The organism is Aeromonas taiwanensis (assembly GCF_000820165.1).
Taxonomy (GTDB): domain Bacteria; phylum Pseudomonadota; class Gammaproteobacteria; order Enterobacterales; family Aeromonadaceae; genus Aeromonas; species Aeromonas taiwanensis.
Map to the genome: position 1 here is coordinate 59,270 of NZ_CDDD01000049.1, position 22,428 is coordinate 81,697.

Below are 22,428 nucleotides of genomic sequence, written 5' to 3' on the forward strand. Positions count from 1 at the left end.
CTTTTTGTTTTGTGGCATCTTTATTACATCCCCTTGCCATGGCCCTCACTATGCTCCCATCACTCCTCTTGACCCTGACGCTGCTCAATCCCGTCAATGCCCAGATGGCGGATCCTGTTGCCCGCGATGCCGTGTCCGTATGTCAGCAATTCGTTCAGGTCAGGCTGGGAGAGGCGACGCTGCCGGAAGAGGTGAAGGCACGGCCCGTACCAAAACGGGCGGGTGAGTGGCTGATCGATGGCAAGATAAAAGGACCCGAAGGTCCTTTGCTGTTTGCCTGTCTGCTGCGCCAGGGGGAGCACTGGGAGTTGCTAAACTTCTCGCTCTGGGCGCCGCAAGAACTCAACTCGGCTTGAGTGCGGCCAGCAGGTGCTGGAGATGTTCCAGCATGGTCATCCCGAAGGGGGTCAGATAGCCGCCATCGGTGGCGCTGATGAGGCCCTGGTTGTGCAGACGCTCCGCCGCCTGGCACAACTCGCTGGACATGTCGCTGCGCAGCTTGATCCCCTGGCTCATGTTTGCCGGATCAAAGCATGCCAGTATTTTCAGCTCATTCACAAAATCGTCAGAAACCTGGTTGATCCCACTCATGGATGCACTCCTTAACGCTAAAGATGTATGCAACCTAGCATCCCCGGTGCCACTTTAGTGGGCGCTGGCTCAAACTATTGGTCTTTATCGGGACCCGTGCGGCGAGAACGCTGCTTTTTTGGGCTGTGACATGCCGCTCGCCGGGTGGGCGGGGCAGGGCCCGAGTCCCCCCAAACATGATAGAATGGGTTCTCGTTTACTCCCATGGCCGGGTATGAAGCCGGGTCATTCAGTTCAAGGCGCGTCTCATGACAACTGTCACTCTGGTATCTCTGCTGCACTCCCTGGGCCCCCGTTTTCCCGTCTACGCCCCGTCCTTGCTGCTGCCCTTGCTCGATGGGCATCAGGGGGATCTCTGGTTGCCACCCATCGAGGGGGAGGATGTCGGTGCCCTGCGCCAACATGCCAAGGGGAAGGCAGCTCAGAGCCTGGCGCCGCTGGCGGCGGGCTGGTGTGACTTTGCACTCTCTGACGGGGGGGATGCGCCCGAACTCGAGGCGCTGGCGAGCTACGATGAGGAGATGCTGGACAACCTGCTGATGTACTGGCGCTACCCGGACAAGATAAACAGCCCGATCACCGATAACCTGTTCGAGCTGCGCCGGGAGGTGGTGGATGAGGCTTATGGCGCCAGACTGGCGGGGGCCTGGCAACAGCAACAGCAGGCGCGGCTCGGGCAGATCATGGAAGGGGCGCGGGCCGGGCGCGATCAACTCTGTTTCGTGGAGGTGGAGTCCGCCTACTGGCTGCGGCAGCAGTTGATGGAGCTGGACGGCATCACCCTGGTGACGCCGACCCTGGAATGAGGCGCCGACGTGTCTCCTGCTGGACAAGGCGACGGCAAGATGTGAACATGTCGCCCTTTATTGAATGAGAGACTTGACCGATGAGCTATGAACTTAGCGACACCGAGCGCAATGCCGCGCTGCAACTGAACGCCGACTACCGCTTTGATCACTTCATCAGCAAGCTGGTCGAGCATGAAGAGCTGTTTGTCCTGACCGACGAACACGGCGTCATGATGCTGACCACCGAAGAGGAAGACTGCATCCCGGTGTGGCCGCACCCCGACTACGCCAAGGCCTGGGCCGAAGGCGAGTGGGCCGAGTGCAAGCCGCAGTCCATCACCCTGAAGGTGTGGCTGGATCGCTGGGTGGACGGCATGGAGCAGGACGAGCTGTGTGTCGCCGTGTTCCCGACGCCGGATCAGGAAGGTATCGTGCTGGATCCGGCCGACGTGGCCGACGCCATCGCCCAGAAGCAGGCCAAGCGCGGCTGATATTCCTCCGCTTGTCGCTGCAACCCTGATTGCAGAAAGACCCCGCCAATGTGCGGGGTCTTTTGTTTGTGGCGCGGCCAGGCTGCGCAAGCCGCCTCATTTCTGCTGATAGGTGGTATCAATCCGGGTGACAGGCGGGAAGGTCTGGCCTGACTTGATGGCGGCCCGGGTCTGCGTCTTTGCCTCTTCATCGATCCAGAGCAGGCCGCCGTAGCTGTAGCCGCTGTTGCCGCCGTCCAGCGGCCAGTAGAGCAGATCACTCTGGGGCGTGGCCGGCACCTTGGGCAGTCGTACCCAGCGCCAGGCACCGGCCCGGGTATAGGGGACCTGGTAGGCGGGGACGAAACTGGCGAGCTCATAGAGCCGCTGCTGGATCTGGCGCGAGAGCTCGGCCTTCTTGTCGAAGTCGAAGGCCTTGTCGTACTGCTCCACCAGGGCCGAGATGGCATCATCGTCGATGTTCATGATGTTGTTGGTCTGGGGCTTGTTGGCGTTGACCTTGTGGAAGAACTCCCAATAGGCGGGGTAGCGGCCACCGCTCCAGGCCATCCAGGCGCTCTGGTGTTTCTTCTCCAGCATGGATTTGAAGCCGGCTGAGGCATCCATCAGGTTCAGCTCCAGATTGAGCCCCGCCTTCTTCGCCTCTTCCCGCAGCAGGGTCAGGCGCTGGGCGTGCTCCGGCGTGGTGTAAGTGATGGTCAGGCTCAGGGGCTGGCCCTTGTCGTTCTGCAGGATCCCGTCCGGCCCGGTTTTGGTGAAGCCCGCCTTGGCGAAATATTCCCGCGCCAGCTTGGGATCGAAGGGGCGTGCCTTGATGTCGGTGTTGGTGAAGGCCCCCTGGCCAGAACCATAGGTGTTGAGGCGCTGGTAATCCCCCCGCAGCAGGGTCTCGAGCATCTTGTCGAAGGCGAGGGCATGCTGGATGCCGAGGCGCACGTCGAGAGACGACAGCAAGGGGTCTGCGGTGTTGAGGTAGAGCCCCATGGGGGGCTGGGGCGTCTGGTTGTAGAACCAGAGCCGTTCGATATAGCCCTTCTCGAATTCGGCGGTCTTGCTCTTGTCATGCCACCAGTTGGGCATGGTCAGCGGGAAGGTATCCAGCTCGCCGCGCAGGAAGTGCTGCCAGGCGATGTTCTGGTCCCTGAGCACCTTGATCTCGATGCGATCCGGGTTGAAGCGGTGCTGGAAATAGCGCTCCCCGTCCCCCCACCAGTCCTTGATCCGGTTGAAGGTGACCGACTTGCCCTTCTTCACCTCGCCGATCCGGTAGGCGCCGGTGACCGGCAGCACCTTCCAGTTGTACTCCTTGACCCAGTTGGCGGTGAGCTTGATGGCGTGGCTGGGCTCCGGGCTGAAGGGCAGGGATTCCAGCAAATCTTCCCGACTCTTCTCCGTACCGCTGGTGATGGCGAGGGTATGGTCGTCGAACTTGGTCACCTCGCTTATCTGGGTGCTGTAGTAGTTGTTGTACCAGGGGTCGTTGATCTCCTTGCTGCGCATCATCTTGAGGGTGAAGACCCAGTCGTCGGCGGTCACGGGCTGGCCATCCGACCAGCGTGCCTTGGGGTTGATGCGAAAATAGAGGGTCTTGTGATCGCTTCCGAAGGCCCACTGGTTGGCGAGCATGGGGAGGGGATTGCCGGTCACGGGGTGGGTGCTCAGGAGCGGCAGATTGGTCTCCCTCACATAGCCCGCGAAGCCGCCGTTGGAGTCGGGCCCGTACTTGCGCAGGGTGAGGGGGAAACTCGACATGAACTCATGGAAGGTCCCCCCCCGTCTGGCGTCGGGGTCGGCATAGACGGGATCGGTGTCGTTGCTCTCCCACTTGAGATCCGCAGGCAGGGTGGCACTCCAGCCGAAGGTGCTCCAGCACAGGGGCAGCACGATGGCCGTGACCCGCAGGGCGCAGGGTAAAGAGGGAATGATCGAAGGTGACGGGTGACGCATGTCCTTGCTCTCCTGATGATGGCGTCCTGCCGGAATAATGGGTCGGGCCCAAGAGGGCCTGACCCATGATGGGAAGTTTCCCGGGTGAGGTCAATCCTCGGTTTGGACCCGGAAGAGGCGCATCTTGCCCCCCAGCAGATGGACCACGAAGCCGAGCAGCACCAGGCCCGATCCCAGCCATTGCAGGGAGGTGGGGTGCTCACCCAGCAGCAGGGTCGCGGCCACCATGCCGACACAGGGCACCAGCAGGGAGAGGGGGGCCACCTGGGCCACCGGATAGCGCATCAGCAGCCGGCCCCACAGGCCGTAACCGAGCCAGGTGGCGACCAGCGAGAGGTAGAGCACGCACAGGATCCCCTGCCAGCTGATGTGCAGCAGGCTGTCGGCCATGCGTTCCGGCCCCTCGAAGATCCAGGAGAGGGCGAGGAAGGGGAGGATGGGCACCAGGCCGCCCCAGGCGATAAGGCTCGGCAATGGCGTCTGATAGCGCAGCCCGATCTGGCGGTTGATGACGTTGCCAAGACCCCAGCTGGCGGCGGCGCACAGGGTCAGTACGAAGCCGAGCAGGGTGAGGTTGCCCTCGCCGTGGGTGGCGATGAGATAGAGTCCCAGGCCCGCCAGGGGCAGGGCTACCCAGTGATGGGGCTGCCAGCGCTCCCCCAGCCAGATCATGGCGAACAGCAGGGTGAAGACCACCTGGGATTGAAGCACCAGGGAGGCCATGCCCGCCGGCATACCGAACTTCATGGCGCAGAACAGGAAGGCGAACTGGCCCAGACTGATGGCCCCGCCATAGGCCAGCAGCCAGCGCCAGGGCATGGCGGGCCTGGGGACCAGCAGGATGGCGGGGAAGACCACGCCGACGAAGCGCAGGGCCCCGAGCAGCAGCGGCGGTATGCCCTCCAGCCCCCACTTGATGGCGACAAAGTTGAGACCCCAGCAGAGGATGACCAGGGCGGCCAGGCACTTGTCCTTGGTTTGCATGCAACGTCCTTGTATGAGCGGTACCGCGACGACATGGCACCGGAAGGGAACGAGCATACCCCCGTCAGGGTGGGCCGCGTCAAGCCGCCATACGAGGTCTGTGGCAGGCCGTGACGGGCAGGCCGGGATCAGGCGGTGACGCAGTAGAGGCTGATGCCACGGGCCGCGATCGCCGCCCGCATGGGGGTGGGCAGGGCATCGTCGGTGACCAGCACGCTTATCTCGCCGGGCTGACCGAGGGGGCTCGGGTGGATGGCGCCAAATTTGCTGCTGTCGGTGATGACCACGTTGGTCACCCCCTTGGCGAGCACGCTGTTGACCACGTCGGCCCGCATCATGTCGCGGCCGGTAAAGCCCACCTCGGGGTGAAAGCCGTCGACCCCGATGAAGGCCTTGGAGAAGTGCACCTGCTCGATGCACAGGCGGGTCAAGGGCCCCACCACGCTCTCGCTTTGGTGCTGGAACAGGCCTCCGAGCAGCACCACCTGGGCCTGGGTGTCCTTGAGCAGGTGGGCGATATAGCTGCTGATGGTGATGATGGTGACCCGCTTGTGCAGGGCCAGATGACGGGCCAGCAGGGCGTTGGCGCTGCCCCCCTCGATGAAGACCGTCTCGCCATCTTCCACCAGCTGGGCCGCCCGCTCGGCGAGGCGCTCTTTCAGCAGGTAGTTGATATTCATCCGGGCGTCCGGATCGTCGCTCTCCAGCGCCATGGCCGAGCCGTGCACCCGTTTGAGCAGCCCCTGCTTCTCCAGGGCGGTGAGATCGTTGCGCACCGTCACCTCCGATACCCCGGTGCGTTGGGAGAGCTCGCTCACGCTCATCTTGCGGGCCTGGTGGACCAGGGTGAGGATCTGTTGGTGGCGTGAATTCATGGGACCTCGCAGGCGGGTGGATGGCGGCAAGCCACCCTGGGGTGGCTTGCCTCTCTTTGATGCACTGGCTCTCAGGGGCTCGTCAGAGGCTGTGCTCGGTGCGGGCGATGATATCATCTTGCGCATCGGGGGATAAGGCGGTGAAGAAGGCCGAATAGCCCGCCACCCGCACCACCAGATCCCGGTACTGATCCGGATGGGCCTTGGCCGCCAGCAGGGTCTCCCGCGAGACGATGTTGTACTGCACATGCCACCCCTTGTGGACCTCGAAGAAGGTGCGCAGCAGGCTCATCAGCTTGGCCTTGTCCCGCTCACTCTCAAGGCTCGCCGGGCTCAGCTTCTGGTTGAGCAGCACGCCACCGAGGATGGCCGGGGTGGGCAGCTTGCCGAGGGAGTTGAACACGGCCGTCGGGCCCAGGCGATCCGACCCCGATGCTGGGCTGGCCCCCTCTGCCAGCGGCGTCCTGGCATGACGGCCATCCGGGGTCGCCAGGGTGGCGGCACCGAAGGGCACGTTGGCCGAGATGGAGGAGGTGCCCGCATAGTAGGTGCCGCCGATGGGGCCGCGCCCGAAGCGGGTATTGTGCAGCCCCTTGAGTTCGTCGATGTAGCTCTGGTAAGCCTGCACCAGCAGCAGATCCACCTCGTCCAGATCGTTGCCGTATTTGGGCGCCGCGTGAGTGAGGCGCTGGCGCAGCTGTTCGCCGGCGAGCCCCGCAAAGTCCTGCTCCAGCGCCTCGGCCAGCTCGCGCTGATCCACCACCCCCTGCTCGAACACCAGTTTCTTCAGCGCCGCCAGGCTGTTGCCCAGGTTCGCGATCCCCACCTGCAGGCCGGAGACCCAGTCATAGACGGCCCCCCCCTGCTTGATGGTCTTGCCGCGCTCGATGCAGTCATCCACCAGGGTACTGCAGAGGATGTCGTGGGCCTGGGCTTCCAGCACGCTGTCCACCACGCAGTCGATCTCGATGGACTTGCGGGTGAAGTAGCGCACCTGCTCGTCCCAGCGGGCCATCACCTCGTCGAAGGAGGCAAAATTGCCTTCGCGCAGTGTCTGGGGCTGGGGCAGGAAGACCTTGCCCGTGGTGGCGTCACGGCCGCCGTCCAGTGCCGCCAGCAGGATGCGGGCGAAGTTGATGAAGCTCATCCCGGTGCAGCGATAGCCCCACTTGCCGGGCACTGCGGTCTCGATGCAACCGATGGCAGCGTAGTGGTGGGCATCCTCCACGCTCACCCCGAGCCTGATGAACTCGGGGATCACCACCTCGTCGTTGTTGAAGGCGGGCATGCCAAAGCCGCAGCGGATCACCTGGATGCAGGCATCGAGGAAATCCTCGCTCATGCCGGCATGGTAGCGCACCGAGAGGTTGGGCTGGGTGGAGCGCAGCTGGCCGCAGGACTCCAGAATCGCGTAGGAGAGGCCGTTGACCGCGTCCTGGGCACTGCCATCCCGCCAGTTCTGGCCGCCGATGGTGACGTTCTGGTAGAGCGGGCTGCCGGCGGACGCCTTGGAGTGGGTGCCGGAGCGGATCTTGTTCACCTCCAGCAGCTTGAGCCAGCAGGATTGCAGCAGTTCGATGGCTCGCTCGCGGGGCAGGGATTCCGACAGCTCCACCTCCCGGCGATACCAGGGATAGAGGTACTGATCCATCCGGCCGAAGGAGACCGAGTGGCCGTTGGATTCGATCTGCAGGATGAGCTGGATGAAGTAGCAGAGCTGCAGCGCCTGCCAGAAGGTCTCCGGGGGCTGGTGGGCGATATGGGCGCAGTTGGCGGACATGGTCAGCAGCTCGGTGCGCCGTTCGGGGGACAGTTCGCAATCCGCCATTTCGCGGGCCAGGCTGGCGTAGCGGGCAATGTGATCGCTGACTGCCTCCAGGGTGATGGCGACGGCCTGCAGGAACTGTTCGCGCTGCAGATCGGCCCAGTCAGTCAGATCCAGCCGGCCGCGCCGCTCGGCCACCCTGACCTTGAAGCCTGCCAGCCCCAGGGTGAGCAGCTCCTCGTAGTTGACCGCGAGGTGGGCATCCCCCGAGGTCATGTTGCCCTCGGCCTTGATGATGCCGCTCTCCAGCAATGCCTTTTGCTCGTCGGTGAAGAGGCCGTAGCAGCGATCCTGCACCGTCTGGCCGCGCCAGAAGGGGGTGAGGGCATGGATGGCCTGCTTGTCTGCGTCGCTTACCGCAAAGCCGGCACCGGGTCTGTCCGCCAGCTCGTCGATCTCCTTCTCGATCCAGCCGACCGTGTACTCGGGGAAGAGGGGGGCGGCGCGCACCTGGCTTGCCTGGTTGCCGACGATGAGTTCGTCGTGCTTGATCCAGATGGTGCGTTCCTTGAGGTGGTGAGCCAGCGCCAGGGCACGGCGCACCGGTAGGGGGCGGGCGAGATGGGCCTGATAGGCCTCTGTGTAGTGGCGGGCCCGCTCGGTGCAGACCGGTGGCTGGACAATGTGGATCAGGCTCTCCTTGTGGGCGCGGATCCGGGGGCTGAGGGTATTCAAATCGAGCTGGGTCATGAGCGTTTCCTCTGGTCGGGTGGGAAAGGGGGGCGGTGACTGGGTCATGGCGATGTGCCTATCCGCGGGTGACGGGGGCCAGCCCCCGTCGCCGGGCGCAGTCATGGGCGAAGGCGAGCAGTTCGGGGGCGTCCAGGGGCCGGTCGGGGGCCTGATAGGGTTGATCCAGCAGGGCATACTTGCCCACGCCCAGGGTGTGGTAGGGGAGAAAGTGGATCTCCTGCACCGTGCCGAGGCTGGCCGCGGTGTCGACGATGGCCGAGATGCTGGCCTTGTCGGCGTTGAAACCGGGGATGAGCGGTACCCGGATCTGCATGGGGATACCGGTGTCGGCGAGGCGCTGGAGGTTGTCCTGCACCCGTGCCACCTGGCCGCGGGTCCACTCGAAGAAGCGCTTCTCATCCACGTGTTTGAGGTCGGCCAGCACCAGATCGAGGTGAGGCAGACTCGGCGCTATGTGGTGCCAGGGCACGTGCAGGCAGGTTTCTACCGCGGTGTGCAGCCCCTCGGCCTTGCAGCGGGCCAGCAGGGCGGCCGCAAACTCGGGCTGCATAAAGGGCTCGCCGCCGGAGAGGGTGACACCGCCACCGCTGCGTTCGAAGAAGGGGCGGTCACGCAGTAGGGTGGTCATGAGCGTCTCCAGGCTCTCTTCCCGACCGCACACCTGCAGCGCCTCGCTCGGGCAGAGTCCGCGCAGCCGCTCCACGTCCTGGGCTCCGAGGTCGGCACGTATCAACTGGATGCCTTGATCGTTGCGCAAGATAGCTGGGCAGGCCTGGCTGCAGAGGTCACATCCCTCGATACAGTGGCGCCGATCAAACAGGATGTCCGGTCTCGGGGAGCGGCTCTCCGGGTTCTGGCACCAGCGGCAGGCCAGGGAGCACCCCTTGAGAAACACCAGGGTGCGAATGCCGGGGCCATCGTGAGTCGAGTAACGTTGCAGGTCGAAAATCATACCGCCTCCTTTTGTTTTTATTCTATTAACTTTCATTCGAAAGTTGATTTGATTTCGATCAAGCTTTTTGTGGATGCGTTATCGCTAGAATGGGGGCAGATTGAACATCCAACGAAGAGGAGTCAGACATGGAGCTTTATCTCGACACCGCCGATGTGGCTGCAGTGCGCCGCTGGTCCAGGATCCTGCCGCTGGCCGGGGTCACCACCAATCCTTCCATCACCGCGGCCGGTGGCATGCCGTTGTCCGAACTGCTGCCCGCCCTGCGGGAGGTGTTGGGGCCCAAGGGGCGGCTGTTTGCCCAGGTGATGGGCAAGACCGAGAGCGAGATGGTGCGCGAGGCGCTGGCGCTGCGGGAGCTGGATCGGGATCTGGTGGTCAAGGTGCCAGTGTGCGCAGAGGGGTTGGCGGCCATCAAGGAGTTGATGGCGCTAGGGGTACCCACCCTGGGGACTGCCGTCTATACCCCGATGCAGGGTGTTCTGGCGGCCCTGGCCGGGGCCGAGTACGTGGCGCCTTACGTCAACCGGCTGGACGCTCAGGGGGGGGATGGCATCAAGGCCGTGCAGGAGCTGCAACAGTTGCTGGCGCTGCATGCACCCGGGAGCAAGGTACTGGCCGCGTCGTTTCGCACCCCGCGCCAGGCCCTCGATTGCCTGCTGGCAGGCTGCCAGTCCATCACCCTGCCGCTGGACGTGGCGGAGCAGCTGCTCAATGTGCCGGCGGTGGACGCGGCGCTCCTGAAGTTCGATCAGGATTGGCAGAGGGCATTCCCCGACGGCGGAGTGTGACGAGAGGCGCTATCAAGGGGCGGCGGGCGGGCTAAGCTAAACATAAGAGTGCCCGATATGGCGGGCCTGTAGCGATGGCTGACCGGAGGTGACCATGAGCGATCATACCCTGCTGCCCCATGGCGAGGATCTGCGCCGCGCCGTGCGCTGGCTCAGCGACCATCATCTGCACGACATCCGGGCCATCGAGGAGGCGTGCCTGCGCTTTGACCTCTCCCCGCTGGACGAGGAGTTTCTCATCCGCTACTGCCGCGAGCAGGCCCCGGAATCCCGGGTCCGCTAGACGAAGTTGGCCAGGTTGATGTCGAACTCCTTCGGGTCCACCGTGTTCTCTATGGACTCCTGCCCCCCGCTTCTGGCGAGGTCGAGCCACTGCACCTCGAGGTAGTGGCGATGGGCCGCGTGATAGATCACCTTCACCACGGGTTTGAGTGGCTGCTGCTCGTTGCGCTGCATCACGATGGCGAGCCGCTGGTTCGAGAGCATGACCAGGGTGCCGACCGGGTAGACCCCCATGCATTTGATGAACTTGGTGACCAGCTCGGCATCGAAGTGGTGGTTGATGCCCTTTAGCAGGATGCGAAACGCCTGGGTCGGCGACATCCCCTGCTTGTAGACCCGATCCGCCGTCACCGCGTCGTAGACATCGACGATGCCGCTCATGCGGGTGTAGAGGGAGAGTTCGGCCCCCTTGAGGCGCCGCGGGTAGCCGGTACCATCGAGGCGCTCGTGATGGTTGGCGGCCACCTCCAGCATGGTGGGGGTGATGCCGGCCGTCGCGATCAGGATGTCGTGACTGTGTACCACGTGCTCGCGCATGACTCTGAACTCGTCGTCCGTCAGCTTGCCCGGTTTGTTGAGCACGGCATCCGGGGTCATGATCTTCCCCACGTCGTGCAGCAGCCCCCCCAGAGTCAGCTCCTTGAGCACGCCGCGATCCAGCCCCAGGTAGCGACCGAAGTTGGCGAGCAGGATGGCCACGTTCATGGAGTGCTCCATCAGATAGGCGTCCTTGGCCCGGATCCGTGCCAGGCAGAGCATGGCATCTCCGTGGGTGAACATGGTGTCCACCATCTCCTCGGCCACCGCGGCCAGCGGCGTGATATCGATGGGTTCCCCCGACTTGAGGTGGCGGATGAACTTGCCCTGCAGCTCCCGGGCCTCCTGATAGAGGCGACGGATCTTGAGGGCGCGCCCGTCACTGCTGCCGGCCGGCCGCTGGGCGCCGGACGCAGCATGGGTGAGCTCCGGGACAATGGCCTGATCGTTTCCGGGCAGCTTGCTGCGGGCGAGATCCACCCGCACCGTCAGCACGCCGCGCCGGATCAGCGTCTCCACCTGTTGACGGGTAGTGACCAGCCCCGTCTGGGCTATCTCCATGGTACCGGTCTGGCTGGTGATGGCCATCACGTACATGCCGGGCTTCAGGCGGCTGACGGGGATAACGGGATGAGGCTGGGTCGGCTTCATGGGCGGTCCTGCAATGAGTATCGGGCGTGGGGTCACGCTGCTGGCGGCAGTCTAACACCAGAGCCGGATGACGTCAGGCGCCATCCGCCACTCTTCCCGCTTAGTGCTGGTGTTGTGAGCATCGGCCTATATAATGTCGCCCCTTATCATGATGGCTTCCGAGGTTTTTGCATGCGGCTCGATAAATTTCTTTGCGATTGCTCCGACTTGACCCGCTCCCAGGCGGGCAAGCTGATCCGTCAGGGGGAGGTGCTGGTGGATGGTGTTCTGATCAAGCAGCCCGCCTTTCACATCAACGAGCAGAACGAGATCGAGTTTGACGGCGTCACGCTGACCCTGAACCGGGCCCATCGCTACTTCATGCTGCACAAACCGGAAGGCTACGTCTGCTCCAACGAGGATCCGGATCACGCCACCGTCTTCCATCTGCTCGATGAGCCCGCCATGGGCAAGCTGCACGTGGTGGGGCGTCTGGACCTCGACACCACGGGGCTGGTGCTGATCACCGACGACGGCCAGTGGTCCCACCGCATCACCTCGCCGCGGCACGAGTGTGCCAAGACCTATCACGTCTGGTTGGCGGATCCGGTGAACGAGGAGGCCATTTCGCTGTTTGCCGACGGCGTCTACTTGCGCAACGAGACCGACAAGACCCGGCCCGCCGAGCTGGAGATCCTGGATGAGCGGGAGGCGCGTCTGACCATCCACGAGGGCAAGTACCACCAGGTGAAGCGGATGTTTGCCGCCATCGGCAACAAGGTGATCGGGCTGCATCGGGAGCAGATCGGCGATCTGGCCCTGGATGAGGAGCTGGCACCGGGCGAATACCGCGAACTCACCGAGGACGAAATCGCCCGTTTCTAATTCGGTGCAAGAGCGCGGGGAACGCGGCCATGCGGATCCGTTTGCCTGGCGATGGCCGCGTTCTATGGTGCTGCGGGCTCGAGTGAGCGATGAGGCGGGGGACTAGGCAGTCCCCCGCCTCGTTTATCCCGCCCCCAGCACCAGCGCCGTGCCCAGGGTGGCCAGGAGGGCGCCGGTCCAGGCGGGGAGCGAGGGTCGCATCCCGGAGTGCCACCACAGCAGGGGCAGCAGGATGACCGGGGTGGTGGAGGAGAGGATGGCCACCATGCCGACGTCCCCCTGACGCAGGGCCACCAGGATCAGCGTCATCCCCAGGGCCATCGCCAGAAAACCGTTGATGCCGATCATGCCGAGCACCTGGCGGTTGATGGGGTGTTGCGGCATGGCGAGCGGCAGGCGCACCGCCCGCAGGGCACAATGGGCCAGCAGGGCGCTGCCCATCCGGATGCCGGAGGCGCTCACCGCGTCCACGTCGCCACTCATCATCACCGGCTTGGCGATGATGGCCCCCAGGCTCTGGCACAGGGCGGCGGTGAGGCCGAGGGCGATACCGACCACCAGGCTGCCGCGCACCTGTTCCCATTCACTCTGCTGGTTGTTGCCGCGCCGCCCGAACAGGATGGCGAGCATGACCCCGGCCAGCACCAGCAGGGCACCCAGCAGGCGCCAGCCACCGAGGTGCTCGCCAAACAGCCAGAGCCCGAGCAGGGCGGAGAAGAGCGCGTGGCAGGAGAACAACAGGCCGCTGCGCCTGGGCCCCAGCCGGTTCATGCAGGCAAAGAGGGCGGTGTCGCCGACGAAGATGCCGACGAGGCCGGAAAGGGCGAGCAGGGGAAGGGCGCTCTCGGTGAGGGTCTGCCAGCCCCCGGTGGCGAGGCTGGCACCGGCCAGCATCAGGCTGACCAGGAACATCCGCCAGCGGCTGTAGGCAAAGGCCCCCAGATGACGCGCCGGTTTGACGGAAATGAGGGCGGCGATCGCCCATAAACTGGCGGCGGCCAGCGCCAGCCATTCGTAACCCATACAGACCCCTGAAACGGTAGACATCAGCCTGACGGACACCGGTGTCGGCCGTCATGGCGGCCCGATTGGCCGCCGGCAAGGCGAACGGGGCATGCCAGCGGCAGTGCTGGTATAAAAACCCCTGAAAAAATTAGCCCGAAAGACTCCATCTGCCGGGCAAGCCCGATACAATACGGGGCGTCTTCGGGGATAACAAGTGCGGTTTCATGCATTCGCTTTCAGGCGCGCCGCCGGCCTCCCCCACACCATGCAGTCCAAAGAATTGAATAGAGGTTGATGTCATGTTGTACCGTTTTGCCGCCAGGCCAGCCCGTCGCTGGCTCTCTCCCTTGCTGTTGGGGTTGATGATGGCACCGTCGCTACAGGCGACCACGGTGGGGCAAACGCCCGTGCTGTCGGACAGGCAGGTCCTGGTCAAGGGAAACGGCGCCGAGCCCGAGTCCCTCGATCCCGCCCTGATCCGTTCCGGTTTCCCGGGGGAGGTGGTGCTGGTGGACCTGTTCGAGGGGCTGGTGAGCGAGGACGGGCAGGGCAGGATAGTGCCCGCCCAGGCCCAGCGCTGGGAAATGCGGGAGGACGGGCTGGTGTGGCGCTTCTTCCTGCGCCCCCAGCTGAAGTGGTCCAACGGGGAGCCGCTCACCGCCCGGGACTTCGTCTACGCCTGGCGGCGGTTGCTGAACCCGGCCCTGGCCTCGCCTTCCGCCGGCCTGCTGCTGGCGACCGGGATCAACAATGCCCAGTCCATCTATGGCGGGGCCCTGGATCCCGAGGCCCTGGGGGTGGAGGCCGAGAGCGATCTCATCCTCAAGGTGACCCTGGAGCGTCCCGTGCCCTACTTCCTGCAGCTCATCAGCCAGCGCCCCTTCGTGCCGGTCAACGAGCAGGCCATCGCCAGGTTTGGCAAGGCATGGACCCAGCCCGGCAATCTGGTGAGCAACGGCGCCTACCGGTTGGTGAGCTGGGTGCCGAACGAGCGCATCGAGGCCGAGCGCAACCCCCAGTACTGGGATGACGCCCACACCCGGATCCAGCGGGTGACCTATCTGCCGCTGGCGTCCCAACATGCGGAGCGACTGCGCTACGAGGCGGGGGAGATCCAGCTCACCAACAAGGTGGCGCTGGAGTATTACCAGAAAACCATGGCACAGACGCCGGAGCGGATCTGGGGTCTGCCCCTGCTGGGTACCTATCTCTATACCTTCAATCTGCACCGCCCCGAGCTGCAGGACGTGCGGGTGCGCCGGGCGCTCTCCATGGCCATCGACCGCCGCCTGCTGACCGAGAAGGTGAGCGGCCAGGGAGAGCGTCCCGCCTGGTCCCTGCTGCCGGACATGCCGGGTTATGACGAGCTGGGTTCCCCCCTTGCCCTGGAGGCGCCGGCCACCCGGCTGGCCCAGGCCTCGGTGCTGCTCGCCCAGGCCGGCTACAACAGCGCCCGTCCGCTCAAGCTGACCCTGACCTACAACACCTCAGAGAACCACAAGAAACTGGCGCTGGCGGTGGCCGCCATGTGGAAGCCCCTGGGGGTCGAGGTTGCCCTCAACAACATGGAGTGGAACGCCTATCAGGTCGCCAAGGACAGCGGGGATTTCATGCTCGCCCGCTCCTTCCTGTTCGGTGACTATGTCGAGCCCTCATCCATGCTGGGCAGTTTCCGTTGCCAGGATCCCCAGAACGAGAGCGGTTACTGCAACCCGGCCTTCGACGGCCTGTTGCAGCAAGCATCGGATACCCTGGATGCCACGGCCCGGGCCGGGATCTATCATCAGGCCGAGCAGCTGCTGATGGAGGAGATGCCCGTCATCCCCGTCTACCACTACAACCAGATGCGGCTGGTGGACCCGCTCCTGCGCGGCTTGCCGAGCCGCAACCTGAAGGGGGCCATCGCCACCAAGGATCTCTACTTCGGCCAGCCATGAGGAGCGAGCGATGAAGATAGCCATCATTTCGGATCTGCACGGCAGCCTGCCCGCCCTAGAGCAGGTGCTGGCGCAACTGGCCCCCTGGCAGCCGGATCACTACCTGCTGCTCGGGGATTTGCTCAACCACGGGCCACGCAATCCGGTGCCGGCGGGCTATGCGCCTGCCGACGTGGCGGCGCGACTCAACGAGCTGGCGCCCGGGATCATGGCGGTGCGGGGAAACTGCGACTCCGAGGTGGACCAGATGCTGCTCGACTTCCCCATCACCGCCCCCTACAACCAGTTGCTGGTGGACGGGCGGCGCTGGTTCGTCAGCCATGGCCACCTCTATAAACCGGATAGCGTCCCCCTGCCGGTGGGCAGCCTCTTCATCAGCGGCCACACCCATCTGCCGGTATTGCAGCGAGAAGGGGAGCTGGTGTTGATGAACCCGGGGTCCATCTGCTTTCCGAGGGGGGAGTGGGCGGCGAGCTACGGCCGTTACGAGGATGGCGTCATGAGCATCCACGCCTGCCAGGACGGGGCCACCCTGATGCGGCTGGTGCTCTGATGGTGTGACGTCGGGAAAGAGGGGATAAACCTGCCTTGCAGTAAGGCGAGAGGCCTCAGGCCTTGATCCCCAGGGAGCGGGTGCCGGAGCGGGTGTTGCCCTTGGCATCGTAGGTCAGGGAATTGCTGTCTCTGAGCTTGCTGAGGAAGCTGGCCAGCCTGCGATTGGAGATGATGCTGAGCTCGAGCAGTCGGCCATTGAGGTCGTTCTGCTCCTGGCAGGCGCCCAGCTTGGCTTGCAGGGCCTGCAGCTCGCTGGGGAAGGCGTCGAGCTGTTGCTGCAGATCAGGCAGCTCCGCCAGGGTCTTGTCCAGCGTCTCGATGGCCACCAGCAGCTGCTGCTTGCGATCGGCCAGGGCCGGCAAGGCGAGGGCTCGGTGTGCCTTGAGCAGATCAAACTCCTCCGCCAGCAAACCCTGCATCTGGGAGAGGTTGTCGTCCTGGGCGCGCAGCAGCGAAGGCAGGTCCATCATCCCAGTCGCTTGTCCAGATCGGCTTCGAAGCTGAACATCTTCCGGGCCACGGCTTCGCTGTTGACCTTGTACTCCCCGCTGGCCACGGCCTTCTTCAGGCTCTCGACGCGGCTCTCGTTACCGGTGGAGGCGGTGTTGAGGGTCTTCTGCATCTGTTGCAATTGCTGCGCCTCGCTGGTCAAGGAGACAGAGTCGCTCTTGACGGTCGTCGCGCGGTTGCCCTCGCTCGAGGTCGCGGACTTGGTGGCTACACCCTGACTGGTCCCGTTGTTTTGCAACCGGCTGTTAGCCAAGTTGTTGATATTGTTAATAGCCATACGGTTTACCTTCGTCTGCTTTGCTGTTCGCTTACCTGTATATCGGTGACGGCGGTCAGAACTTTAGAAAAAAATTGCGGCTGTCGTACTCTCAGAACGTGACGATCACGGACCCCACGGCACTGACCTGACCCTGCACCGCTCTGCCCGAGCGAATGTTGACAAGCCGGATCATGTCTCCGAAGCTGCCATCTTGCAAGGCACGGGCCATGGTTTTGATCTGCATGCTGCTGTTTTCGGCCACCAGGGTCACCTGATCCCCCTTGCACACCACGCAGACCTGGGTGAGGCGAATGGGTTGGCCGGGCTTGAGCTCACGTTTGCTGCGCACCCCGATGAGGGCGGTCGGGTCGGTCAGATAGTCGCCCCGGATCCGGGTCTGATCCTGATAGGCCAGGGTCAGCATGGACTCGCTCAGTATGTCGCCCTTGGCCACCGGGGCCGCGACCGTGACATAGGGCTTCTGGATGCTGACCCGTACAGGCAGGTAGAGATCCCAGGGCTTTTCCCCTTCGCACTTCAGATAGACGGTGGTGTTGCGGCGCACCTCCATCCTGGCCGGCAGGGAGATGGTGAGCGCGTCCTCGCAGCGCGTCAGGGGGAGGCGTTCGTCAATGGTACCGGCCTTTACCTCGGCCTGGGCGTCGAGGGGCATATCCAGCTGGCCCAGCACGAACTCCTGCGCCTGCTCCTGCAGGTAGTCGGTGACCTCGGATGCCACGGCGTGAGACAGGCTGCAAAACGGCAGTAAGATGAGGAAAAGTCTATTAATCATTTCTGCTTACCGGTCGATAAGTTATTCACGTCTACCACCGTAGTTAACTATGCTTGCACCAGAATTCGGTTGTGGAAACAACGATGGTCTGCTGCAAGCCAATGTGCATGGATAATAACATGCACGATCAGTGCCAAGCATTTTTAGGGAGTGTTTATGGCGAGTATTCTGGACTCGGTCAACCAGCGAACCCAGTTAGTGGGACAAAACCGGCTGGAGTTACTGCTGTTTCGTCTCAACGGACGTCAAAGATTTGGCATCAACGTATTCAAGGTACGTGAGGTGCTGCAGTGCCCTCCCTTGACCGTCATGCCCAAGCTCAACTCCTGCATCCGCGGTGTGGCCCACATTCGCGGCCAGACCATCTCGGTGATCGATCTCAGCATGGCGATGGGCAAGCGTCCCATCCAGGATCTCTCCAAGTGCTTCATCATCATCTCCGAGTACAACCGATCCATTCAGGGCTTCCTGGTCCATTCGGTGGAGCGCATCATCAACATGAACTGGGAGTCCATCCTGCCGCCCCCCAAGGGCGCGGGCCGCATCAACTACATGACGGCGGTGACCGAAGTGGATGGCGAGCTGGTGGAGATCCTGGACGTGGAGCGCATTCTCAACGAGATCTCGCCGGTCTCTACCGAGGTGAGCTCGGAGATCGTGGAGGCGAGCGTGGAGCGCAATCCCCACGGCCGCCCCGTGCTGGTGGCGGACGACTCCTCGGTGGCGCGCAAGCAGGTGCAGCGGGCGCTGGAGGCCATCGGGGTGCAGTGCGTGCTGGCCAAGGATGGACGGGAGGCGCTCAACATGCTGCTGGAGATGGCCAAACAGGGGCCCATCAAGGATCAGCTCGCCCTGGTCATCTCCGACATCGAGATGCCTGAGATGGACGGCTACACCTTCACGGCGGAGATCCGCAACAATCCCGCACTCAAGGATTTGCATGTTATCCTGCATACCTCCCTGAGTGGGGTATTCAATCAGGCTATGGTGCAGAAGGTTGGTGCTAACGACTTCATCGCCAAGTTCCAGCCTGATGAACTGGCCAAGGCCGTACAAGGCGCCCTCTAATCAAGAAGAACAACTGCATGAAGACAATTTCGGACGACTTATACAGGCAATTCAGCAATTTTCTGGCGCAACAGAGCGGCATAGTGCTGGGTGACAACAAACAGTATCTGGTCAAGAGTCGCCTGTCGCCCTTGATGACTCAGTTTGGTATCGAGAGTCTGTCTGAACTGGTCACCCGGGCGATGAGCGTGCGCGAGCGGGAACTCAAGATGGCGGTGGTCGATGCCATGACCACCAACGAAACCCTGTGGTTTCGCGACAGCTACCCGTTCCAGCTGCTGAGCGACAAGATCTTCCCGGAGCTCGGCAAGAGCGGTCGCCCCATCAAGATCTGGTCGGCGGCCTCCTCGTCCGGGCAGGAGCCTTACTCCATCGCCATGACGGCGCTGGAGCAGCAGGTCAAGCGGCCGGGCACCCTGCCGGGCGGAGTGCAGATAGTGGGGACCGATATCTCCACCACCATGCTCAACCAGTGCAAGGAGGGGGTCTACGACAGCCTGGCGCTGGCGCGCGGTCTCTCCCCCGAGCGCAAGCGGCTCTTCTTCGAGCCCTGTGGCGACAACAAGATGCGGGTCTCGGAACGTGTCAGAAAATTGACCAGCTTCCGTCCCCTGAACCTGCTGGAGAGCTACAGCCTGCTCGGCAAGTTTGACATCATCTTCTGTCGCAACGTGCTCATCTACTTTGCACCCGAGGTGAAGTCCAAGATCCTCAACCAGTTCGCCAGCAGCCTCAATCCTGGCGGCTATCTGATGCTGGGGGCCTCGGAGTCCCTGGCCGGTCTCACCGACAAGTTCGAGATGATCCGCTGCAACCCCGGCATCGTCTACAAAGTCAAATAACCCCTCCTTTAAGTCCCTCTTTGGCACACCTCTTGCTAAACATTCGTGAAGCAGGAGGTGTGCTATGGCAATTTCGTTCGACAAGGCATTCGGTGTTCACCAGTACACGCTGAGCGTGCGCGCCAAGCGTGCGGAGGTGTTGTCCAGCAACATCGCCAACGCGGATACGCCGGGTTTCAAGGCCCGTGACATCGACTTCTCCCAGGCGTTGCAGGATGCCCAGAGCCGGCAAGGGTTCGGGCTGAGCACCACCAGCGAGAAACACTTCGCCTTGCAGATGGATGCGTCCGGGTCGACCCAGTACCGCAACCCCCTGCAACCGGATACCGGTGATGGCAATACGGTGGACGTGCAGCAGGAGCGCAGCGAATTTCTGCGCAACAGCCTCGAATACCAGGCCTCCCTCGAATTCATGAACGGCAAGATAAGCGGCCTGCTCAAGGCACTGAAAGGAGAGCAAGGATGAGTTTGTTCAAGGTCTTTGACATTGCAGGCTCCGCCATGAGCGCGCAGTCCGTCCGCCTCAACACGGTGGCGAGCAACATGGCCAACGCAGACAGCGTCAGCTCCAGCGTGGAAAAAACTTACCATGCCAGGCGGCCAGTCTTTGCCGCCCAGCTGGATCAGGCCATGTCCGACAAGCAGGCCTCGGTCGGGGTGGATGTGAAGGGGATCGTCGAGAGCGATGCCCCCCTGCTCAAGGAGTACAACCCGAACCACCCGATGGCGGACAAGGACGGCTTCATCTTCAAGCCCAACGTCAACATGGTGGAGGAGATGGCGGACATGATCGCCGCCTCCCGCAGTTACCAGACCAACGTCCAGGTTGCCGATGCGGCGAAGAAGATGCTGCAACAGACCCTCGGCCTCGGCAAATCCTGATAGAGGTGGACCCAGATGACAGAGACCCATGACAGCCAGGCCGGCATCTGCAAGCGACCGGACCGGCAAGCCCTAGAGGGGGACGCATAAGTGGCAGATACCTATGACAGCCTGCTGGGTGTCAACCGGACGACGTCGGCCCAGACCAGCACGGCCAGCACCAGCACCCAGAAGAAGGAGCTGGATCAGGAGTCCTTCCTGAAGCTGCTGACCATGCAGCTCTCCTATCAGGACCCGTTCAAGCCGGTGGACAACGCCCAGATGCTCTCCCAGATGACGTCCATGTCGACGTCACAGGGGATCAGCAGCCTCTCCACCCAGATGGAGAGTCTCAACAGCCTGATGACCTCCAGCCAGGCGCTGCAGGCGTCGGCCCTGGTGGGTCAGAACGTGCTCATCCCCTCCAACACTGGCTATGTGGAGAAGGGGGGCACCCTCTCCGGCGTCATCGCCACCGGTGACGGCGGCAGCAACATCAAGGTGACGGTGAAGGACGAGAGCGGTCAGGTGATCAAGGAGTTCTCCATCGAGGGGGACCAGAAAGGCAACGTTGCCTTCACGTGGGATGGCCTCGACAAGTCGGGCAACGCGGCCAAGAGCGGGAAGTATTCGATAGAAGCCCACGCCACCGTGGACGGCAAGTCGGAAAGCGTCCCCGCCCTGACCTACGCCAAGGTGGAGAGCGTTACCCTGGGCACCAGCTCCAACCCCAGTACCCTCAAGCTCAAGGGGCTGGGCGGCATCTATCTGACCGATGTATTGGAAATTGGCGGGACGACCGGCAACACGACGACCAAGTCGGCTTCGACCTCTAACGCAGTGATCTAAGGAGAAAGACATGTCATTCAACAATGCCCTCAGCGGCATCAATGCGGCTCAAAAAGACCTGAACGTCACCGCGAACAACATTGCCAACGTCAACACCACAGGCTTCAAGGAGTCCCGTGCCGAGTTCGCTGACGTCTACGCCAACTCCATCTTCGTCAACGCCAAGACCCAGGTCGGTAACGGGGTTGCGACGGGGGCGGTGGCGCAGCAGTTCCACCAGGGGGCGCTGCAATTCACCAACAACGCGCTGGATCTCGCCATCCAGGGCAACGGCTTCTTCGTGACCTCGGACGGTCTGTCCAACCTGGATCGCACCTACACCCGTTCCGGTGCCTTCAAGCTCAACGAAAACAGCTATATGGTCAGCAACTCCGGCGGTTACCTGCAGGGGTACGAGATCAACTCTGACGGCACGCCGAAGGCGGTGAGCATCAACGCGACCAAGCCCATCCAGATCCCGGACAGGGCCGGTGAACCGGTCCAGACGTCGAAGATCGAGGCCAATTTCAACCTGCCGTCCACCGCCTCACCGCTGACGGCGGGCAACACAGCGGCGGATGCCTCCAAGTTCGATCCCACGGATTCGGACACCTACTCTTCCTCCACCTCTGTGGTGGTCTACGACTCCCTGGGGGAGCCTCACACCATCACCCAGTACTTCGTGAAGGAGGCAGATCCGGCAGACTCCACCCAGGCGGCGAACCCCACCGCCTGGCGCATGTACCTCTATGAAGGGGACAAGCCCATCGACATCGCGGGTGGTGTGGCCACCACCATGGCCACCGGCGTCAGCCAGGCGCCCCTGAGTGCGCGGGTGACCTTCGATGCCTCCGGCAAGATGGTCACCCCGACTACCCCGGCGGTCATCAAGACCGAGCAGCTGGGGGCGGCGGGGGCTGGCATCATCACCAATGGCGCTGACGGTACCCAGGAGATCGAGCTCAAGCTCGGCACCGTGACTCAGTACGCTTCACCGTTCGAAGTCAACAAATTGACCCAGGATGGTTCCACCGTCGGTCGGCTGACCAAGGTGGAGATCACTGCGGATGGCATCGTCTCCGCCACTTACAGCAACGCCACCACCGTCAAGGTGGCCATGGTGGCCATGGCCAAGTTCGCCAACTCCCAGGGGCTGACCCAGGTGGGGGACACCTCCTGGCGCCAGTCCCTGCTCTCCGGTGATGCCCTGCCGGGCACCCCGAACTCTGGCACGTTTGGCTCCATCAAGTCGTCGGCCCTGGAGCAGTCCAACGTGGATTTGACCACAGAGCTGGTGGATCTCATCACCGCCCAGCGCAACTTCCAGGCCAACTCCCGTTCTCTGGAAGTGAACAGCTCGCTGCAGCAGAGCATACTGCAGATCCGCTAAGTGTTTTGGCGGTTGCAAGGGGCGCTTCGGCGCCCCTTGTCGTCTGCGGCAGGCGTATTTTCCTCCTCCATGTCGTCGCTCTTCTCTCTTCTTGGCATCCTACTTGCAG

25 protein-coding genes are annotated in these 22,428 nt (G+C 63.1%); 14 read left to right on the forward strand and 11 right to left on the reverse strand.

Features of this window, described 5'->3' with window-relative positions:
- The first annotated feature begins 50 nt into the window (after window positions 1-50).
- On the forward strand, window positions 51-356 hold the full coding sequence (locus tag BN1136_RS19835) for a hypothetical protein (RefSeq protein ID WP_043759597.1): 306 nt from the start codon (window positions 51-53) through the stop codon (window positions 354-356).
- Here the strand turns inward: BN1136_RS19835 and BN1136_RS08245 are convergent.
- Window positions 343-591: a TIGR02647 family protein gene (locus BN1136_RS08245; protein WP_043759361.1), complete on the reverse strand. Its 249-nt coding sequence runs from the start codon at window positions 589-591 to the stop codon at window positions 343-345. The genes BN1136_RS19835 and BN1136_RS08245 overlap by 14 nt on opposite strands.
- Before the next feature lie 248 nt (window positions 592-839).
- Here BN1136_RS08245 and BN1136_RS08250 point away from each other — a divergent pair, with 248 nt between their 5' ends.
- Window positions 840-1,397 carry a hypothetical protein gene (locus BN1136_RS08250; protein WP_043759362.1) on the forward strand — a complete coding sequence of 186 codons (558 nt, stop codon included), beginning with the start codon at window positions 840-842 and terminating at the stop codon, window positions 1,395-1,397.
- 80 nt (window positions 1,398-1,477) lie between these two features.
- Window positions 1,478-1,870 carry a DUF2750 domain-containing protein gene (locus BN1136_RS08255; RefSeq protein WP_043759364.1) on the forward strand — a complete coding sequence of 131 codons (393 nt, stop codon included), beginning with the start codon at window positions 1,478-1,480 and terminating at the stop codon, window positions 1,868-1,870.
- Between the two features lie 96 nt (window positions 1,871-1,966).
- On the opposite strand, the gene BN1136_RS08260 is transcribed toward BN1136_RS08255, so the two are convergent.
- The 5 genes from BN1136_RS08260 to BN1136_RS08280 form a co-directional block, all read right to left on the reverse strand.
- A complete protein-coding gene (locus BN1136_RS08260) occupies window positions 1,967-3,817 on the reverse strand; it encodes an extracellular solute-binding protein (RefSeq protein ID WP_043759366.1) in 1,851 nt (616 codons plus the stop codon).
- A gap of 90 nt (window positions 3,818-3,907) precedes the next feature.
- The gene (locus tag BN1136_RS08265) at window positions 3,908-4,801 is read right to left on the reverse strand and encodes an EamA family transporter (protein ID WP_043759367.1); all 894 of its coding nucleotides are present in this window, start codon (window positions 4,799-4,801) and stop codon (window positions 3,908-3,910) included.
- A 128-nt stretch (window positions 4,802-4,929) separates the two neighbouring features.
- On the reverse strand, window positions 4,930-5,676 hold the full coding sequence (locus tag BN1136_RS08270) for a DeoR/GlpR family DNA-binding transcription regulator (protein ID WP_043759368.1): 747 nt from the start codon (window positions 5,674-5,676) through the stop codon (window positions 4,930-4,932).
- An 82-nt stretch (window positions 5,677-5,758) separates the two neighbouring features.
- Window positions 5,759-8,191, reverse strand: a complete 2,433-nt coding sequence (locus tag BN1136_RS08275; protein ID WP_043759369.1) for a formate C-acetyltransferase/glycerol dehydratase family glycyl radical enzyme — start codon at window positions 8,189-8,191, stop codon at window positions 5,759-5,761.
- 58 nt (window positions 8,192-8,249) lie between these two features.
- Window positions 8,250-9,146: a glycyl-radical enzyme activating protein gene (locus BN1136_RS08280; RefSeq protein ID WP_043759371.1), complete on the reverse strand. Its 897-nt coding sequence runs from the start codon at window positions 9,144-9,146 to the stop codon at window positions 8,250-8,252.
- A 128-nt stretch (window positions 9,147-9,274) separates the two neighbouring features.
- On the opposite strand from BN1136_RS08280, the gene fsa reads away from it, so the two are divergent.
- The gene (gene fsa, locus BN1136_RS08285; RefSeq protein ID WP_043808353.1) at window positions 9,275-9,937 is read left to right on the forward strand and encodes a fructose-6-phosphate aldolase; all 663 of its coding nucleotides are present in this window, start codon (window positions 9,275-9,277) and stop codon (window positions 9,935-9,937) included.
- 94 nt (window positions 9,938-10,031) lie between these two features.
- Window positions 10,032-10,220: a hypothetical protein gene (locus tag BN1136_RS08290; protein ID WP_042076666.1), complete on the forward strand. Its 189-nt coding sequence runs from the start codon at window positions 10,032-10,034 to the stop codon at window positions 10,218-10,220.
- Here the strand turns inward: BN1136_RS08290 and BN1136_RS08295 are convergent.
- On the reverse strand, window positions 10,217-11,407 hold the full coding sequence (locus BN1136_RS08295) for a cyclic di-GMP phosphodiesterase (protein ID WP_043759377.1): 1,191 nt from the start codon (window positions 11,405-11,407) through the stop codon (window positions 10,217-10,219). The genes BN1136_RS08290 and BN1136_RS08295 overlap by 4 nt on opposite strands.
- 171 nt (window positions 11,408-11,578) lie before the next feature.
- Between BN1136_RS08295 and rsuA the strand changes: the two genes are divergently transcribed.
- Window positions 11,579-12,271, forward strand: coding sequence for a 16S rRNA pseudouridine(516) synthase RsuA (rsuA, locus tag BN1136_RS08300; RefSeq protein ID WP_043759378.1), 693 nt, complete (start codon window positions 11,579-11,581; stop codon window positions 12,269-12,271).
- A 123-nt stretch (window positions 12,272-12,394) separates the two neighbouring features.
- Here the strand turns inward: rsuA and BN1136_RS08305 are convergent, their stop codons facing one another.
- The gene (locus tag BN1136_RS08305; RefSeq protein WP_043759379.1) at window positions 12,395-13,294 is read right to left on the reverse strand and encodes a DMT family transporter; all 900 of its coding nucleotides are present in this window, start codon (window positions 13,292-13,294) and stop codon (window positions 12,395-12,397) included.
- A gap of 281 nt (window positions 13,295-13,575) precedes the next feature.
- On the opposite strand from BN1136_RS08305, the gene BN1136_RS08310 reads away from it, so the two are divergent.
- Both BN1136_RS08310 and yfcE read left to right on the forward strand, forming a co-directional pair.
- A complete protein-coding gene (locus BN1136_RS08310; protein ID WP_043759380.1) occupies window positions 13,576-15,213 on the forward strand; it encodes a peptide ABC transporter substrate-binding protein in 1,638 nt (545 codons plus the stop codon).
- A gap of 10 nt (window positions 15,214-15,223) precedes the next feature.
- Complete coding sequence (gene yfcE / locus BN1136_RS08315; RefSeq protein ID WP_043759382.1) at window positions 15,224-15,766, forward strand: phosphodiesterase; 543 nt, start codon at window positions 15,224-15,226, stop codon at window positions 15,764-15,766.
- A gap of 55 nt (window positions 15,767-15,821) precedes the next feature.
- Here yfcE and BN1136_RS08320 read toward each other — a convergent pair whose 3' ends face one another.
- From BN1136_RS08320 to flgA, 3 genes are all read right to left on the reverse strand, one after another.
- Entirely contained in the window at window positions 15,822-16,238 is a 417-nt protein-coding gene (locus tag BN1136_RS08320) for a flagella synthesis protein FlgN (RefSeq protein WP_043808356.1), read from the reverse strand.
- Window positions 16,235-16,555, reverse strand: a complete 321-nt coding sequence (gene flgM, locus BN1136_RS08325) for a flagellar biosynthesis anti-sigma factor FlgM (protein ID WP_043759383.1) — start codon at window positions 16,553-16,555, stop codon at window positions 16,235-16,237. Before flgM ends, BN1136_RS08320 begins: the two co-directional genes overlap by 4 nt.
- 91 nt (window positions 16,556-16,646) lie before the next feature.
- Window positions 16,647-17,252 (reverse strand): flagellar basal body P-ring formation chaperone FlgA, encoded by a 606-nt coding sequence (gene flgA / locus BN1136_RS08330; protein ID WP_043759599.1) that lies wholly within the window; start codon window positions 17,250-17,252, stop codon window positions 16,647-16,649.
- A 234-nt stretch (window positions 17,253-17,486) separates the two neighbouring features.
- On the opposite strand from flgA, the gene BN1136_RS08335 reads away from it, so the two are divergent.
- The 6 genes from BN1136_RS08335 (at window position 17,487) to flgE (ending at window position 22,319) form a co-directional block, all read left to right on the forward strand.
- Complete coding sequence (locus BN1136_RS08335) at window positions 17,487-18,398, forward strand: chemotaxis protein CheV (protein WP_043759384.1); 912 nt, start codon at window positions 17,487-17,489, stop codon at window positions 18,396-18,398.
- Between the two features lie 17 nt (window positions 18,399-18,415).
- Window positions 18,416-19,240: a CheR family methyltransferase gene (locus tag BN1136_RS08340; RefSeq protein ID WP_043759385.1), complete on the forward strand. Its 825-nt coding sequence runs from the start codon at window positions 18,416-18,418 to the stop codon at window positions 19,238-19,240.
- 64 nt (window positions 19,241-19,304) lie between these two features.
- Window positions 19,305-19,706: a flagellar basal body rod protein FlgB gene (gene flgB / locus BN1136_RS08345; RefSeq protein ID WP_043759386.1), complete on the forward strand. Its 402-nt coding sequence runs from the start codon at window positions 19,305-19,307 to the stop codon at window positions 19,704-19,706.
- Window positions 19,703-20,122, forward strand: coding sequence for a flagellar basal body rod protein FlgC (flgC, locus tag BN1136_RS08350; RefSeq protein WP_005329775.1), 420 nt, complete (start codon window positions 19,703-19,705; stop codon window positions 20,120-20,122). Before flgB ends, flgC begins: the two co-directional genes overlap by 4 nt.
- A gap of 90 nt (window positions 20,123-20,212) precedes the next feature.
- A complete protein-coding gene (locus BN1136_RS08355; protein ID WP_043759387.1) occupies window positions 20,213-20,950 on the forward strand; it encodes a flagellar hook assembly protein FlgD in 738 nt (245 codons plus the stop codon).
- Between the two features lie 10 nt (window positions 20,951-20,960).
- Window positions 20,961-22,319: a flagellar hook protein FlgE gene (flgE, locus tag BN1136_RS08360; RefSeq protein ID WP_043759388.1), complete on the forward strand. Its 1,359-nt coding sequence runs from the start codon at window positions 20,961-20,963 to the stop codon at window positions 22,317-22,319.
- Window positions 22,320-22,428: the final 109 nt, after the last annotated feature.